At 70.6% G+C, this 14,829-nt stretch carries 13 protein-coding genes; 7 read left to right on the plus strand and 6 right to left on the minus strand.

The genetic code is table 11. From position 1 onward, the window contains the following. Positions 1-28 precede the first annotated feature (28 nt). Positions 29-1,036 (plus strand): UDP-glucose 4-epimerase GalE, encoded by a 1,008-nt coding sequence (galE, locus tag ACTJKK_RS01295; RefSeq protein WP_440746734.1) that lies wholly within the window; start codon positions 29-31, stop codon positions 1,034-1,036. Positions 1,037-1,048: 12 nt separating this feature from the next. On the opposite strand, the gene ACTJKK_RS01300 is transcribed toward galE, so the two are convergent. Further along, positions 1,049-2,302 (minus strand): O-antigen ligase family protein, encoded by a 1,254-nt coding sequence (locus ACTJKK_RS01300; RefSeq protein ID WP_336640616.1) that lies wholly within the window; start codon positions 2,300-2,302, stop codon positions 1,049-1,051. A gap of 41 nt (positions 2,303-2,343) precedes the next feature. Next, positions 2,344-3,759, minus strand: a complete 1,416-nt coding sequence (locus tag ACTJKK_RS01305; RefSeq protein WP_440746735.1) for an O-antigen ligase family protein — start codon at positions 3,757-3,759, stop codon at positions 2,344-2,346. 68 nt (positions 3,760-3,827) lie between these two features. Here ACTJKK_RS01305 and manA point away from each other — a divergent pair, with 68 nt between their 5' ends. From manA to ACTJKK_RS01325, 4 genes are all read left to right on the plus strand, one after another. Further along, complete coding sequence (gene manA / locus ACTJKK_RS01310) at positions 3,828-4,952, plus strand: mannose-6-phosphate isomerase, class I (RefSeq protein ID WP_440746736.1); 1,125 nt, start codon at positions 3,828-3,830, stop codon at positions 4,950-4,952. 178 nt (positions 4,953-5,130) lie between these two features. Then, a complete protein-coding gene (locus ACTJKK_RS01315; protein WP_247622876.1) occupies positions 5,131-5,448 on the plus strand; it encodes a WhiB family transcriptional regulator in 318 nt (105 codons plus the stop codon). Between the two features lie 116 nt (positions 5,449-5,564). Continuing rightward, positions 5,565-8,636, plus strand: coding sequence for a glycosyltransferase family 2 protein (locus ACTJKK_RS01320; RefSeq protein WP_440746737.1), 3,072 nt, complete (start codon positions 5,565-5,567; stop codon positions 8,634-8,636). Further along, positions 8,633-10,015, plus strand: a complete 1,383-nt coding sequence (locus ACTJKK_RS01325; protein ID WP_440746738.1) for a DUF5719 family protein — start codon at positions 8,633-8,635, stop codon at positions 10,013-10,015. The genes ACTJKK_RS01320 and ACTJKK_RS01325 overlap by 4 nt, the downstream gene beginning before the upstream one ends. Positions 10,016-10,037: 22 nt before the next feature. On the opposite strand, the gene ACTJKK_RS01330 is transcribed toward ACTJKK_RS01325, so the two are convergent. After that, entirely contained in the window at positions 10,038-10,466 is a 429-nt protein-coding gene (locus tag ACTJKK_RS01330; protein ID WP_440746739.1) for a hypothetical protein, read from the minus strand. Positions 10,467-10,545: 79 nt separating this feature from the next. Between ACTJKK_RS01330 and ACTJKK_RS01335 the strand changes: the two genes are divergently transcribed. Further along, positions 10,546-10,752 carry a DUF3499 family protein gene (locus tag ACTJKK_RS01335; protein WP_247622872.1) on the plus strand — a complete coding sequence of 69 codons (207 nt, stop codon included), beginning with the start codon at positions 10,546-10,548 and terminating at the stop codon, positions 10,750-10,752. Positions 10,753-10,755: 3 nt separating this feature from the next. On the opposite strand, the gene ACTJKK_RS01340 is transcribed toward ACTJKK_RS01335, so the two are convergent. Continuing rightward, the gene (locus tag ACTJKK_RS01340) at positions 10,756-11,565 is read right to left on the minus strand and encodes an RDD family protein (protein WP_440746740.1); all 810 of its coding nucleotides are present in this window, start codon (positions 11,563-11,565) and stop codon (positions 10,756-10,758) included. A gap of 16 nt (positions 11,566-11,581) precedes the next feature. Between ACTJKK_RS01340 and ACTJKK_RS01345 the strand changes: the two genes are divergently transcribed. Next, positions 11,582-12,574: a stage II sporulation protein M gene (locus ACTJKK_RS01345; protein WP_440746741.1), complete on the plus strand. Its 993-nt coding sequence runs from the start codon at positions 11,582-11,584 to the stop codon at positions 12,572-12,574. A 9-nt stretch (positions 12,575-12,583) separates the two neighbouring features. On the opposite strand, the gene ACTJKK_RS01350 is transcribed toward ACTJKK_RS01345, so the two are convergent. Both ACTJKK_RS01350 and ACTJKK_RS01355 read right to left on the minus strand, forming a co-directional pair. After that, positions 12,584-13,891 (minus strand): DUF58 domain-containing protein, encoded by a 1,308-nt coding sequence (locus tag ACTJKK_RS01350; RefSeq protein WP_247622870.1) that lies wholly within the window; start codon positions 13,889-13,891, stop codon positions 12,584-12,586. Beyond that, entirely contained in the window at positions 13,892-14,815 is a 924-nt protein-coding gene (locus tag ACTJKK_RS01355; protein ID WP_440747197.1) for an AAA family ATPase, read from the minus strand. Positions 14,816-14,829: the final 14 nt, after the last annotated feature.

Consider the following 14,829-nt stretch of genomic DNA (forward strand, 5'->3'; position numbering starts at 1 on the left):
TCGAGGGCGCGGGATAGGATGGCGGGCGATGAAGGTATTGATCACCGGCGGTGCGGGATACATCGGATCGACTGTCGCGACGGCGTGCCTGGAGGCCGGGATCGAGACGGTCCTGATCGACGATCTGTCGACCGGGCTGCGCGCGTTCGGCGAGGGGCGGGGCCTCTACGTCGGCGACATCGCGGATGCCGAGGTCCTCGACCGGGTGCTGGCCGACCACCCCGACATCGACGCCGTGGTGCACTGCGCCGCGCGGATCGTGGTGCCCGAGTCCGTCGACGATCCCCTGGGCTACTACGACACGAACGTGGGCAAGACGGTGCTGCTCCTCGCACGCCTCCGCGCGGCCGGAATCGATCGGATCGTGTTCAGCTCCTCCGCCGCGGTCTACGCGGCCGAGACCGGCGGCGGGGTCGACGAGTCCGGGGCGCTCGCGCCGTCGAGTCCGTACGCCTCGACGAAGGCCATGGTCGAGCAGATCCTCCGCGATGCGGCGGTGGCCGGCGACTTCCGCGCGATCGCTCTGCGCTACTTCAATCCGATCGGTGCCGACCCCCGCCTGCGCACCGGGCTTCAGAACCCGCGGCCGACCCACGCGCTCGGCAAGATCATGCAGGCGAAGGCCGAGGGCGTGCCGTTCACGATCACCGGCACCGACTGGCCCACGCGCGACGGTTCCGGCCTGCGTGACTACATCCACGTGTGGGACCTCGCCCTCGCCCATGTCGCCGCCGTGCAGCGCTTCGACGACATCGTGACGACGCCGGATCCCTACCGGGTGATCAATCTGGGCACCGGCGACGGCGTCACCGTGCGCGAACTCGTCGCCGCCTTCGAGCGGGTGACCGGGGAGACCCTCCCCGTCGTCGATGCGCCGCGTCGCGCAGGGGACCAGGCCGGAGCCTTCGCGATCGTCGATCGAGCGCACGATCTGCTCGGTTGGCGCGCGGAGCGATCGACCGACGACGGCGTGCGCGATGCCCTCGACTGGGCGCAGAAGCTGCCCGCCGTGCGCGCCGCATCCGACGCGCTCTGATCGAGCGTTCGCTCAGCCCTGCGCGCGCAGCGTCGGGATCACACCCGTATGCGCGGCGTCGATGTTCTCGCGCCACGAGCGCGACTGACCGGCGCGCAGCGCGCAGAGCACGAGCAGGAACCACCCGGCTCCCACCAGGGTGAAGCTCTCGAAGACCGAGTCGACGGCGAGCGTGATCAGAGTGATGGGCGTCCACGCGTAGACGACGGAACGTCGCACGCTCGCCACCAACCAGGAACGTACGAGCGCGACGCCTCCGAGCAGGAGGAACAGCACGAGCCCGGCGGTGCCGAGCTGGAGCAGGACGTCGAAGAAGGCGTTCAGCGCGCTTTGATGACGATCGTCAAGCAGGAAGTTGATGTACGTGAAGGGGTATTCGCCCCGCGCCCATGCCCCGAACCAGCCCCAGCCCTCGATCGGCTTGAGGGCGACGAAGTCGAGGATGGTGTTCCACAGGGTGGCGCGGATCGAGAAGTCCGAACCCGCGTCGAGCAGCGCGATGATCTGGTGCCGGAAGGCGAAGGCCACGGCCAGGGCAGCGGTGACGAGCACGCTGAGCGACCATTGCACGATGCTGCGTCGGGCCGGGGGCGAGTGCCGCACGAGGGTCAGCGCCGCCGTCACGATCCCCACCGCGGCGGCGAGGACGAGCACGGTCGGGGAGGACGAGAAGGCGGCGAGGAGTGCCGCGAGAGCGATGGACGGGATGGCGATCGCTCGGCTCACGGACTGGGTACGCCACTCGATCACGAAGGTGATGAGGGCGATCACGGCGACGAAGCCGAGCATGTTCCGGCTGCCGAAGATGCCCTGGACGGGGCCGCCGGCCGCGAGGTTCCCCTGGATCCCGAGCGCGACGAACGGCACGTCGAGCAGGATGCCGGAGAGGGTCTCGAGCGCGAGGGAGACGACGAGGAGTCCGCGCAGCGCATCGCCGAGAGCGCGGACGGTCTGCAGGGTGTCGCGGATATGCCCGACGGTGAGGGCGAGGAACGCGTAGCCGAACAGCGACGACCACCCCAGCAGCGTCTCGCCGCGGTCGGTCGTCCACACCAGGCTCACCAGCGCCCACCCGAGGAAGGCGTAGAGCGAGAACGGGGCCAGGCGCAGCGCGGAGAGCTCCTCGCGCCGCGCCCACAGGATCGCCGCTCCGAGCAGGCAGAGCACGGCGATGATCGTCGCGAGCGTCACACGCGAGGTCAGTCGCTCGATCGCGAACGATCCGAACACAGCGGTGATCACCGCGAGCGTGAATGCCCTGGCCATCTCGACCGACCCGAGGAGTCGGACCGCACGGGTGGTCGACGTCACGGGATCCGCCGGGCGCGCGCGCCGCGGTCGAACAACTGCTCCCGCTCGCCGACGCCGATCAGGGGCACCGACTTGAGCTTGAACGTGAACATCACCAGCAGCATCCATCCCCAGAGCATGATCGGGGTCGACTCGGAGAGTCCCTGCACCAGCAGCACGATCGTGAACATGCTCGGCAGGAGCGTGATCGGCGAGAAGTTGCGCGAGGAGTTGAGGTCCCATCGGGGGCGGTCGACGGCGAAGAACCACGACCGCCAGAGCAGGCTCAGATACGAGATGCCCATCAGGATGACGCCGAGGATGCCGAGCTGCATGAGCACGTCGAGCCACATGTTGTGCGCGTGGAAGACGGTGAGGCCGTGGTCGACGATCCAGCCGTCGAAGGCGGGGTCGTCGGGAATCCACGGACTCGAGAAGCCGTTGCCGAACAACGGATGCTGGGCAGCGCGCTCGAGCACCGCGGTCCAGATCTTGTCGGAGCGCCCCGTCAGGTCGGCGCTGCGTCCGACCAGGTCGAGCAACGGCTCCCGGAGCAGCCACACGGCGGCGGCGAGCACGGCGGAGCCGCCGATCGCGATCACGTAGATGCGCGTGCGGTCCCCGGGCGTGCGCGCGCGACGCATGACGAGGGCGACGGCCAGCGCGACGCCCACGGCGGCGGCGCAGATGAGGGCGGTGGTCGAGGCGGTGCGCACGAGGAAGAACGCGGCGAGCAGCATCCACAGCGCGAGCGTGGTCCGCCAGCGCGCGCGGGCGGCGAAGAGCACTCCGAAGGTGAGGATCGCGAACAGGGAGATGATCGCGAGGATGTTCGCGTTCGCCACGATGCCCTGGAGCCGACCGCCGTCGAACAGGTTGTCGCGCACCCAGTACAGCTGCGGGTCGATCCCGTCCTCGGGGATGACGGCGAAGTTCGGAAGCAGCGGGCCGTGGATCACCAGCGACACCCACAGCTCGAGCGCGATCGAGAGGCCGAGGATCCACTTGAACGTCGACGAGAGGGCACGCACGATCTCGTGCCACGTCAGCACGTGCGCGACGAACAGTCCGTTGACGGTCACCGCGGCGAGGAGCAGCCAGGTGAGCAACGTCGGTCCCCGCCACTGAGACCACGCGACCGAGACGAGCGCGAGGGTCGTGTAGGCGAGAGCCGTCCACGGCAGGCGCCGCCAGCGGAACGCCTGGGGGCGGTTGCGCGCCAGCATCGGGACGCCGATCGCGACCGTGGCCAGCGTGAACACGACGAGCACGACGGCGGCGCCGAGCATACCGAGGAGGTTGTAGACGGCGGTGTGCGCGAACGTGACGAAGAGCGTGAGGATCACGTAGCCGCGCAACAGCAGATGCCCCGTCGATTCCCGCTCGGGGGCGGTCGGCGGGGCGCTCACCGGATGCTGGGTGTACTGGGCCATCGCGATCAGGGTACCGCGAGGCGGTCACGTGCGTCTGTGAGCGGCGTGGCGCGCTCTACGCTGGGAACATGCTGCTGCACCTCACCAACGCACCCCGCGACTACGCCTGGGGATCGGAGACCCTTCTCGCCGAGCTCGAAGGGCGTGCGCCGAGCGGCGCCCCCGAGGCGGAGGTCTGGTTCGGGGATCACCCGGGCGACCCCGCGGATGTGGTGGGCGGTGGCACGCTCGATGCGGTCACGGGCGGAACGCTTCCGTACTTGTTGAAGCTGCTCGCGGCCGCTCAGCCGCTGTCGATCCAGGTGCACCCGACCCTGGCGCAGGCGAAGCAGGGCTGGGAGCGCGAGAGCGGCCTCGCGCTCGACGATCCGCAGCGCAACTATCGCGACGCGAACCACAAGCCCGAGCTGCTGGTCGCGCTGAGCGAGCGCTTCGAGTCGCTCAGCGGCCTGCGCCCGGTCGCACAGACGTTGCAGCTCATCGATGCCCTCGCACCCACCGCCGCGGTCGTCGCGCTCCGTGAGCGTCTCTCCGCCGAAGGCGACGTCCTGCGCGACACCCTCGAGTGGCTGCTCGACGGGTCGGCGGGCGAGGCCGTCGACGGCGTCATCGACGCGGTCGTCACCGCCTCCCGCGGGGACGCGGGGGAGTGGAGCGACACTCTGCGCGCGATCGCGCGGATCGCCGACACCTACCCCGGTGACCCGGGGGTCGTGGTCGCGCTGCTGATGAACCACCTCGTGCTCCGCCGGGGCGAGGGCGTCTTCCTGCGCGCAGGTCTCCTGCACGCCTACCTCTCGGGCCTCGGCGTGGAGATCATGGCCGCCAGCGACAACGTGCTCCGCGGGGGACTCACGCCCAAGCGGATCGACGTGCCGGAACTCCTGTCGCTCGTCGACACCGCACCCGGGCTGGTCCCGGTGCTGCGCCCTGCCGAGGAGGGCGCGATCACGACGTACGACGTGCCGGTTCCGGACTTCGCGCTGCGCCGCATCGTGCTGGACGGCTCACCGACGAGCGTGCCGGTCGACGGCCGGACCATGGTGCTCGCCACGGGCGGCACGGTTCGCATCGAAGGCGCGGATGCCGCGATCGATCTGCCCGTCGGGGCCGTCGCCTATGCGTCCGACGACGAGACCGAGCTGCGTCTGTCCGGCGTCGGCGAGGTCTTCATCGCGTCTCCGGGGCGCTGACGCGCGACGTCTGCGCCCGAGTCCACCTCGGAGCGCGCGACACGCCGATATACCGTCAAGAACCTTCAATACATGATTGAGGGTTTACGATCCGCGACTTGACCCGAGCGAATGACACGGGTGTAATTAGTGGTGCACGGCCCGGCGGGGGGCGAGATATGAGGGGTTGGAGGTCGAGATGACGGGATACCGATCCGACGTTCCGGAGAACTGGTTCGTCGACCCGGTCAACCTCGGTGTACCCGGGGTTCGAAAGGTCGAGGCAGACGACGACAACGCTCTCGCCTGGCAGACCGACGCCCTGTGCTCTCAGACCGATCCCGAGGCGTTCTTCCCGGAGAAGGGCGGCTCGACGCGAGACGCCAAGCGCATCTGCACCTCGTGCGACGTGCGCGGGGAGTGCCTCGAGTACGCGCTCAACAACGACGAGCGGTTCGGTATCTGGGGCGGTCTCTCCGAGCGCGAGCGTCGCAAGCTCAAGCGCCGCGCCAGCTGAACGGCGACGCATCCGCCGGTCAGCGGTCTCCCGGATGGAATCCGACCGGGACCTTCGCGGGCGCGCCGCACCGGCTGCCTTCTCCCGCGTCGCACCGCGCTTAGGCTGACGATGTCATGCCAGCCCGAGTTCACGCCATCATCGTCGCGCGCCCCGGTTCCTCAGCCCGCGCGCAACTGCTCCGCACCCTCGAGGCGCTGAGATCGCAGACCGCACCGGTGGAAGCGGTCACCCTCGTGGTCTGCGGCGACGCCGCATCGGCTCGTACCAGCGAGGCCGTCGCGCAGACGGTCGAGGGGATCGTCGAGGCCCGGCACTCCACCTCGTTCGCCGAGGCCGTCGAACTCGCCCGTCCCCGGGTCGCCGAGAACAGCGCCGTATGGCTCCTCGCACACGACACCGCGCCGCACCCTCGGGCCCTGGAGCGCCTCGTCGGGATGCTCGAGCGTTCGCCGTCGGCCGCGATCGCGGCACCGAAGCTGGTCGCCACCGACAACGATCGTGAGATCGTCTCCCTCGGCGTCAGCATGACGAGCCTCGGCCGTTCGGTCGAGCTCTCGGCGGGTGAGCTCGACCAGGGACAGCACGACGGTCTCGATGAGGCGCTCGCGGCCGACATCCGCGGCATGCTGATCCGCAGCGAGGTGCGCGATGCGCTCCGCCCGGACCCGGCGCTCGCCGGAGCCGATGAGGGCCTCGATCTGGGCGTGCGCGCTCGTCTCGGCGGCGGACGCGTCGTCCTCGCCCCGACCGCGCGGATCTCGGTCTCGCCCGACGGCCCGGCATCGCTCCCTCGCGGCCGCTCCCGGCGTGCCTATGTGACCCGCCTCGCCCAGCTGCATCGCCGCCTCGCCTATGCGCCCGCGATCGCCGTGCCGCTGCACTGGATCGCGCTCCTGCCCCTCGCGCTGTGGCGCTCGATCGCGCACCTCGTCGGCAAGCGCCCCGAGGAAGTCTTCCCCGAGTTCGGTGCCGCCGTGGTGGCGATGCTCCGATTCGGAGCGCTCGCACGTTCGCGTGCCGCCATCCGATCGTTCCGCACCTCGTCGTGGGCCAGCATCTCGCCCCTGCGCGTCACGGGCTCGCAGCTCCGCCGTCGTCTCGACGACGGCCACGGCAGCGAAGGCGGCGCCGTCAGCGAACTGCACTTCTTCGGCGGCGGTGGCGCGTGGGCCGTGTTGGCCGCCCTCGCCGTGAGCGTCGCATCGTTCACCTCTCTCCTCGCCTGGCCCTCGCTCGGCGGCGGAGCCCTCCTGCCGCTCCGGCAGACCGTCGCGGGACTCTGGCAGGACGCGGTGTGGGGAGTCCGTGGACTCGGCCTCGACGTCGTCGGTCCGGCCGATCCGTTCGCCGGTGTGGTCGCCGTCCTCGGCTCGCTCTGGCCGGGATCGCCGTCCTTCGCCCTCGTGCTCCTGTGGGTGCTCGCGCTGCCGCTCGCCGTCCTCGGCGGTTGGTTCGCCGCGACGCGGGTGACGGATCGCGCGGGGCTCCGCATCTTCGCGGGAGTCGGATGGGCTCTGGCGCCGACGTTCCTCACCGCGCTCGTCGACGGCCGCCCGACCGGCGTTCTCGTGCATCTCCTCCTGCCCTGGCTGTTCCATGCGGCGGTCGTCGCGCATCGATCGTGGGGAGCTGCGGGGGCGGCATCGCTGGTGTTCGCCGCCGTGGCCGCGTGCTCGCCGTCACTCGTCCCCGCACTTCTCGTGCTCTGGGTAGTCGGGCTTGGGATCACTCTGGGTACGGCCCAGTTCCGTGGCGCCGTTCGCCTGCTCTGGACCCCGATCCCGGCCCTCGTGCTCTTCGCGCCGCTCGCGTACGCGCACCTCGTCGACGGATCGCTCGTCGCACTCCTGGCCGATCCCGGGGCGATCTGGGCCGGCCCGCAGGCGGCGGCGGATGCCGCAGGGCGCCTCGCCCTCGCGACGGGATATCCCACCGCGGATGCCGCAGGGTGGGCGGCTTTCCAGATCGCGCCGCTCGGCGCCTGGGCGGCCGTGTTCAGCGCGCCTCTCGCCCTGCTCGCGCTCGGTGCGGCCGTCGCGCCGCGCTGGCGTGCGGGTATCACCCTGCTCGTCGTCTCGCTCGCCGGCTTCGCGACGGCGTTCCTGGCTGTGGGCGTCACGGTCAGTTTCGCGCAGGGCACTCCGGTCGCCATCTGGCCGGGTGCCGGGCTCTCGCTCGCGTGGATCGGCATCGTCGGTGGCGCGGTCGTCACCCTCGACACCGCTGTCACGCTGCCGCGACTGCGCACGGCCGTCACCGGCATAGCCGCGATTGCTCTGGTGGTCGGAGCGGTGCCGGCCCTCACGGCTCTCCATCTCGACGCCTCCGCTCTGCGCAACGGGCCCGATTCGACGCTTCCCGCGTACGTCGCGGCGCAGGCCTCCGGGGATCAGCCGATCAGCACGCTCGTCCTCACGCCGCAGAACGACGGCGGACTCGCCGCCGAGGTGGTCTGGGGCGCGAGTGAGACCCTGGGTGCGCAGACCACGATCCTCTCGACGGCGGAGCAGCCGCGAGGGACCGACATCGCCGCCCTCTCGGTCGATCTGCTCTCGGCGCGTGATTTCGATGCGCCGGGGGAGCTCGCCGCCCACGGGATCAGCTACGTGCTCGTCGCGCAGGTGCCGGGCGATGAGGCCGACCAGGCTCGTTCGATGCGGACGTCGGCGATCACCGCGATCGATCAGCGCGCCGGGTTCGTGCACGCCGGCACCACGGATCGCGGCGTTCTCTGGAGGGTCGACACCGACATCGCCGCACCGGCGACTCTCACGAACGCGCAGGAGCATCAGGCGCGACTCGTCGTCACTCTGCAGCTGATCTTCCTGTTCGCCGCTCTGCTCCTCGCTCTGCCCACCCGTGCGTCGCGACGCGCGGCGCGTGCGCAATCCCGCATCGTCGGGCGTGCGCCCGAGGAGCCACTCGTCCTCCCACGGCATCGCGAGGAGCTCGCGGAAGCCTCGATCGTCGAACCGGGCGGAGTCGACGAACTCGCCGAGGCCGCGATCGTCGGCGAGACGCCCGCGGATGCACTCGAGGAGCCGATGGAATCGGACGGCGAGACCTCGGGGGACGACGCGGAATCGCGCGGAGAGGCCGTTGACGCGCCGACAGGAGATGCTGCCGTCGACGATGACCCCGCCGATCTCACCGGAGACCCCGACACCGAGGAGCAGCAGCGATGAGCCGCACGCGAGTCTTCCGAGTGGTCGCCACCGGCGCGCGCGTCGCCGTGGGCGCCGTGGTCGCGGTCGCCTGCGTCACCGGCGTCGTCACGGCGATCCACGCACCGTGGCCCGAGGTAGCGCACGAACCTGCGCAGGTGGAGGTCACGCCGCTTCCCGGAGCGCCGATGCTCGTGTGCAACGGCGACTTCCGCGCGATCGGTCGCGACTCCTCCGACCCGCTGAGCATGCGCTCGGCGGGGTCGCCGTCGGTCACCGTGGACGGGACCGGTGGCGCTCCGGCATCCGCACCCATCGCCGTGCCCGATCTCATCGGCGGTGCCGAGGTCGACCGATTCACCGGAGAGGTCGTCGACCGGAGCGCGCCCCTCATCGCCGCGACCGAGTCGATCTCGGTCTCGGCGACGGATCTGGCGGGCTTCGCCGCCCTGCCCTGCGGGGAGAGCAGGTTGGAATCCTGGCTGGTCGGAGGAAGCGTCGCCACCGGGACCAAGGACATCGTGACCCTCACCAACGCGGCGGCGGTGACGTCCACCGTGACCCTCTCGACGTACGGCGATTCGCGGAGCAACCGCACCGTGATCGTCCCGGCGATGACGCAGGTCGCCCTTCCGCTCAGCTCGATCGCGGCGGGCAACACGACACCCGTGGTCGAGGTCACGGCCGAGGGGGCTCCTGTGCGGGCGGTTCTGCAGTCCTCCTTCGTGCGCACGCTCGACCCGGCCGGCATCGACCTGCAGGAAGCGGTTGCCGGGCCGCAGCGGCATCCGGTGATCGTCGGTGTGCAGTCGTTCGACGGCGACGGTGACAACGCCGACATGACGGTGCTCCGGCTGCTTTCGGCCGGTGAGGACGGGCGAGCCGTCGTCACGGTGCGCGCGGTCGGTTCACCCGAGGTCGTCGAGGAGTTCACGGTGGATCTCACGGCCGACACCCCGGCGGAGGCGTCGCTCAGCGCCCTCGCGCCCGGGTCGTACTCGGTGTCGATCGAAGCCGACACCCCGGTGGTCGCGGGTGTCCGTCAGCAGAACGGATTCGGAAAGGGCGCGGACTTCTCGTGGATGACACCCGCGCCGGAGATCGGCACGGACGCCCTCTTCGCGGTGCCGAACGGACCCCAGCCGGCGCTGTACCTCATCAACGAGGACGGTGCCGATGCGACCGTCACCCTCGAGAACCTCGGCAGCGGGAACTCACGCGAGGTCGTCGTGCCCGCCGGCAGTTCGGTGGCGGCGACACTCAACGGCGACACGGTCTATCGGCTCAGCACCTCCGACGCTGTGCGCGCGGCGATGAGCATGTCCGGTGCCGGAGCGCTCGCGACGTGGCCTCTGCAGCCGAGCACGGGCGCGGAGAAGAGCATCACGGTCTACCCCTAGACACGGGGTCGATGCACTCCGGTCAGTGGTCGTGGCCGAGATCCCACGGCTCGCGGCCGACGTACTCCGCCGCTGCCCGGAAGACGGCGCTCTCGATCGCCATCCGTCGGTGCGCGTTGTCGTCGTGGCCGGGAGGGAGAAGACGCTCGATGGGCAGGCGGAAGAGCACGATGCGTGCGTGCTCGCGATCGAGGTACCAGCGCGGCACCTCGTCACCCGCCTCGAATCCGGGCATCGCACCGATCTCGAATCGCACGTCCTGCAGCTCCGGCCACGTGCCGCGGAGGAACTCGACGGCGGTTCCCACCGAGAGGTCGAACCGGTCGAGGCGCCCGTCCAGCGGAGCCAGGGGAGGCCGCACGACCTCGCTGCGGCCGAGACGGCCGTGGCGTCCGTGCCGCGCGCCGCGCCGGGGCGTCGCGGGGGTGCGGGTGGCGCGTCGACGGGGCATGACGAAAGTCTAGGCCGTGTGGGGCGTCGGACGGCGCGGCATCCGTCGTGGACGCGCACCGGACCGTAGCCTGGCACGGATGGACGGACGACTCTGCTCGAAGGTGGGCTGCGCGCGCGAAGCGGTGGCCACGCTCACGTACGACTACGGCGACCAGATGGCCGCGCTCGGTCCGCTCGGACTCGAGCGTCACCCGCACGCTCACGACCTGTGCGCCCAGCACGCCGACCGGTTGTCGGTGCCCGCAGGGTGGATCGTCGTGCGCCACGAGGCGCTGCGCGCCTGAGCGTCAGACCCCGACGCGGCGCCCCGAGAGCCGCTCGGCGCGGGCATCCGAGGCGATGAGTGCGCGTCGCTCCCGCTCGCGACGGATGACCGTGATCGCGACCAGGGCTCGCTCCGGCGAAGCCTGCGGCAGGGGGGAGACGAAGGCGGATGCCTCGGCGAGCAGCTCGTTTGCGACGCGCGCGCGTGCGCCGGGCACGAGCTGGTGCGCCGAGGCGAGGAACTGCGAGATGCGCCGGGCGAGGCGGTCGGGCAGACGCGCGACGTCGGCGATCTGCGACCAGCCGAGGAGCTCACCGGGCATCACCGGAACGTTCTGGGCAAGAGCAGGCGTGCGCACGCGCTGGCTGTAGGTGCCCGCCACGAGATCTCCCAGGCGCTGGGACCGTGCAGTGAGGGCGCCTGAGAGGACGGCGAGGCCGCCGAAGGTCATATAGATCTCGAGCACGCCGAGAAGCGCGCGGATGAAGGCGTGACGGAAACCCGTCGCGCCGCCGTCGATCCGGACGATGCGCCCGCCGACGGCCAGCTTGCCGAGGCTGCGGCCCTTCGTCAGCATCTCCATGCCCAGGGGGAGCACGAGGAAGCTCACCGCGAGAGAAGCGATGGTCGCGATCCGGTCGGTCGCCTCGGTGAGAACGCCGGCATCGAGCAGCCAGACGCGGAGGAACAGCCACAGGATGAAGACCCCGTATCCGAGCAGCATGTCGATGAGCGCACCGAGAGAACGCATGAGGAACCCGACCGGCTGGACGTCGATGGCGACGGCTTCCCCGGACAGCATCTCGTCGGTCGTATCGATCGGCACGGACATGAGTACAGTAAATCAGGTGGATGCCGATGCGTTGACCGATGCACGCCGCGCGGAGTGGGCGCGACTGGATGAGCTCAGCCGCGCCGCACTGGACGGCGCGGCGGTCGACGAACTCATCGTGCGTTACCGCGCCGCGTCAGCGGATCTCGCCGAGCTCAAGACATCCGTCGGGGACTCTCCGCAGGGGAACTACCTTTCGACGATCCTCGTTCGCGCTCGCATGCGACTCACGGGTGCTTCGGACAGCGTCCTGACGCAGGCGGCGCGGTTTTTCGCCGATCAGCTTCCGGCGGCGCTGTACCGCCTTCGATGGACGACGCTCATCGTCGCCGTCTCCTTCGTCGTGATCGCACTCGGAACGGCGTTCTGGATATCGAACGACCCCGCTCTGATCGCTACGCTCGGGCCTCCGGACGCGCTGCAGCAGTACGCCGACGAATCCTTCACCGGTTACTACACCGAGAATCCTGCTGCGGTGTTCATGGGGATGGTCTGGACGAACAACGCCTGGATCGCGCTGCAATGCGTGCTCTTCGGGGTCACGGGAATCTGGCCGCTCTACATGATCGTGCAGAACGCTTTCGGTCTGGGTGTGTCCGGCGCCGTCATGATCGCGCACGGCCAGGGCGACGTCATGCTGCTGTACATCCTTCCGCACGGAATGCTCGAGCTCACGTGCATCTTCGTCGCGGCTGCGGCAGGTCTACACGTCTTCTGGTCGTGGGTCGCTCCAGGGAGTCGTACGCGCACGGAATCCCTGGCGATCCAGGGGCGGTCACTCGCAACGGTGGCGTTGGGACTCGTCTTCGCTCTCTTCCTCGCCGGCCTCGTCGAGGGTTTCGTGACCGGCTGGGCTCTGCCGTGGCCGCTCAAGATCGGCATCGGCGCGGCGGCGCTGGCCGTGTTCCTGATCTACATGCTCGTCGTCGGCGGGCGCGCCTATCGCCGCGGCGAGACGGGTGATCTCGTCGAGTACGAGGCGGGCACCCCACGACTTCTCGCGGGGTGACCGGAGCGCTCAGAGCCGGCCTGCAGCCTTGAGCTCGAGATAGCGGTCGGCGATCCGCGGCGGGAGATCCTCGGGGTCAGCGGAGATCGCTTCGCCGCCCGCTCGGCGGATCGCGTCCGCCACGTTCTCGGCGTCGCGCAGAGTGCGCTCGGCGGCCGCGGCGAGGTAGACCTCCTCGCGCGAACCTCGCTGCTGCGCCAGCTCGACGATCGACTCGTCGGTGACGGAGCCCACGAGGATCGACGTCGCCCGCGAGGCATCCGGAAAAGCGCCAAGGAAGCCTCGCGCCGATTCCGCGGCGTCCTGCGCGGTGAGTACGACGATCAGCGAGGGGCGAGTCGTCAGCGTGCGCACGGCTGCGAACGCGCCGTGCCAGTCGGTGTCGACGAGGCGCGCGTGCACCGGGGCCATGGCGTCGGTCAGCGCGGGCAGGAGAGCATTGCCCTCGACACCGGTCACCCGTGCCCGGACGACACGGTCGTACATCAGCAGGTGCACGTGGTCGCCCGCGCGTGCCGCGAGAGCCGCGAGCAGGAGGGCGGCCTCGAGCGCGGCATCCGCTCGTGTTCCGTCGCCCACGCGGGCTGCCGCGGTGCGTCCGGTGTCGATGATGATGACGACGTGCCGATCGCGCTCCGGCCGCCAGGTGCGCAGCATGGTGGTGCCGGCGCGGGCGGTCGCCCGCCAGTCGATCGATCGCACGTCGTCGCCGCGCACGTACTCGCGCAGCGAGTCGAACTCGGTGCCCTGACCGCGCACCTGGATGCTCGTGTTGCCGTCGAGCTCGCGCAGCCGGGCGAGACGTGAGGGGAGGTGCTTGCGCGAGGAGAAGGCGGGGAGTACTCGGATCGCTCCCCGCACGCGGTGGACGGCTTGCCGTCCGGCGAGACCGAGGGGGCCGCGCGAGCGGATCACGACGAACTCGCTCACCAGTTCGCCGCGGCGGCGGGGGAGGAGCGGGATGTCGACCCGACGGCGCTCACCGCTCGGGATGTCGAGGGTCTGCCGTGCGGTTCCCGCGCCGGCCGTCGGTTGCCAGGCGTCGCGGAGAAGCGCGTGCAATTCGCGGGACCCGTGATTGTGCACGGCGACGCTGACCGGCACCGCCTCGCCCAGCCGTGCACGAGCGGGCACGCGCCGGGTCACGGTCACCGACCGCGGGCTCGCGCTGAAGACGACGTCGATGACGACCAGCACCACGCAGAGGCCCAGCCACGCGCCGAGCACCGCGTACGGCGGAAAACCCGCGAGCCCGGCGATGACCAGCGGTACGACGCCCGCAGCCACGGCGAGCGCGAGGCGACCCGTGACGAACACTTAGATCGGCACCCGGGTCTGCTGCACCACGGAGGTCAGCACGGCATCCGCCGAGACGCCCTCCATCTGCGCGTCCGGGCGCAACTGCAGACGGTGGCGCCAGACCGGTACGAGCATCGTCTGCACGTGATCGGGCGTGACCGCCGTCGAGCCGTTGAGCCAGGCCCAGGCCTTCGCCGCCGCGAGGAGGCCCGTCGAGGCGCGCGGGCTGGCCCCGAGCTCGACCGATGGGGACTGCCGCGTGGCGCGGGCGAGGTCGACGACGTAGGCGAGGACGTCGTCCGTCACCTCGACGCGTCCGGCGGCGGCCTGCGCTGCGCGGATCTCGTCGGCGGTGACGACGGCTTCGATGCCGGTGAGCTCGCGTGGCGAGAAGCCGGAGGCGTGCTTGCGCAGCACGGCCACCTCGGCGTCGCGCTCGGGCATCCCGACCACGAGCTTCATGAGGAAACGGTCGAGTTGAGCCTCGGGAAGCGAGTACGTGCCCTCGTGCTCGATGGGGTTCTGGGTCGCCGCGACGAGGAACGGGTCGGGGAGGGCGCGGCTCGTGCCGTCGGCCGACACCTGGCGCTCCTCCATCGCCTCGAGGAGCGCCGCCTGCGTCTTCGGGGGCGTGCGGTTGATCTCGTCGGCCAGCAGGATGTTCGTGAACACCGGGCCGGCGCGGAAGTCGAACTCTCCCGTGCGCGCGTCGTACACGAGCGATCCGGTCACGTCGCCGGGCATGAGGTCGGGAGTGAACTGCACGCGCTTGGTGTCGAGGCCGAGGGCCCGGGCGAACGAGCGCACGACCAGGGTCTTCGCGACGCCCGGGACGCCCTCGAGCAGCACGTGTCCCCGGGCGAGCAGAGAGACCAGCAGGCCGGTCACCGTGCCGGCCTGTCCGACCACGGCCTTGTCGACCTCGCTGCGCACGCGGTGCATCGCCCCGCGCAGGG

The organism is Microbacterium sp. 22179 (assembly GCF_052045715.1).
GTDB classification, from domain to species: Bacteria; Actinomycetota; Actinomycetes; order Actinomycetales; family Microbacteriaceae; genus Microbacterium; species Microbacterium galbinum.

Excerpts from the sequence above, each read along its gene's own strand:
- galE (WP_440746734.1), top strand. The coding sequence starts at position 29 with ATGAAGGTATTGATCACCGGCGGTGCGGGATACATCGGATCGACTGTC.
- ACTJKK_RS01300 (WP_336640616.1), bottom strand. The coding sequence starts at position 2,302 with ATGGCCAGGGCATTCACGCTCGCGGTGATCACCGCTGTGTTCGGATCG.
- ACTJKK_RS01305 (WP_440746735.1), bottom strand. The coding sequence starts at position 3,759 with ATGGCCCAGTACACCCAGCATCCGGTGAGCGCCCCGCCGACCGCCCCC.
- manA (WP_440746736.1), top strand. The coding sequence starts at position 3,828 with ATGCTGCTGCACCTCACCAACGCACCCCGCGACTACGCCTGGGGATCG.
- ACTJKK_RS01315 (WP_247622876.1), top strand. The coding sequence starts at position 5,131 with ATGACGGGATACCGATCCGACGTTCCGGAGAACTGGTTCGTCGACCCG.
- ACTJKK_RS01320 (WP_440746737.1), top strand. The coding sequence starts at position 5,565 with ATGCCAGCCCGAGTTCACGCCATCATCGTCGCGCGCCCCGGTTCCTCA.
- ACTJKK_RS01325 (WP_440746738.1), top strand. The coding sequence starts at position 8,633 with ATGAGCCGCACGCGAGTCTTCCGAGTGGTCGCCACCGGCGCGCGCGTC.
- ACTJKK_RS01330 (WP_440746739.1), bottom strand. The coding sequence starts at position 10,466 with ATGCCCCGTCGACGCGCCACCCGCACCCCCGCGACGCCCCGGCGCGGC.
- ACTJKK_RS01335 (WP_247622872.1), top strand. The coding sequence starts at position 10,546 with ATGGACGGACGACTCTGCTCGAAGGTGGGCTGCGCGCGCGAAGCGGTG.
- ACTJKK_RS01340 (WP_440746740.1), bottom strand. The coding sequence starts at position 11,565 with ATGTCCGTGCCGATCGATACGACCGACGAGATGCTGTCCGGGGAAGCC.
- ACTJKK_RS01355 (WP_440747197.1), bottom strand. The coding sequence starts at position 14,815 with ATGCACCGCGTGCGCAGCGAGGTCGACAAGGCCGTGGTCGGACAGGCC.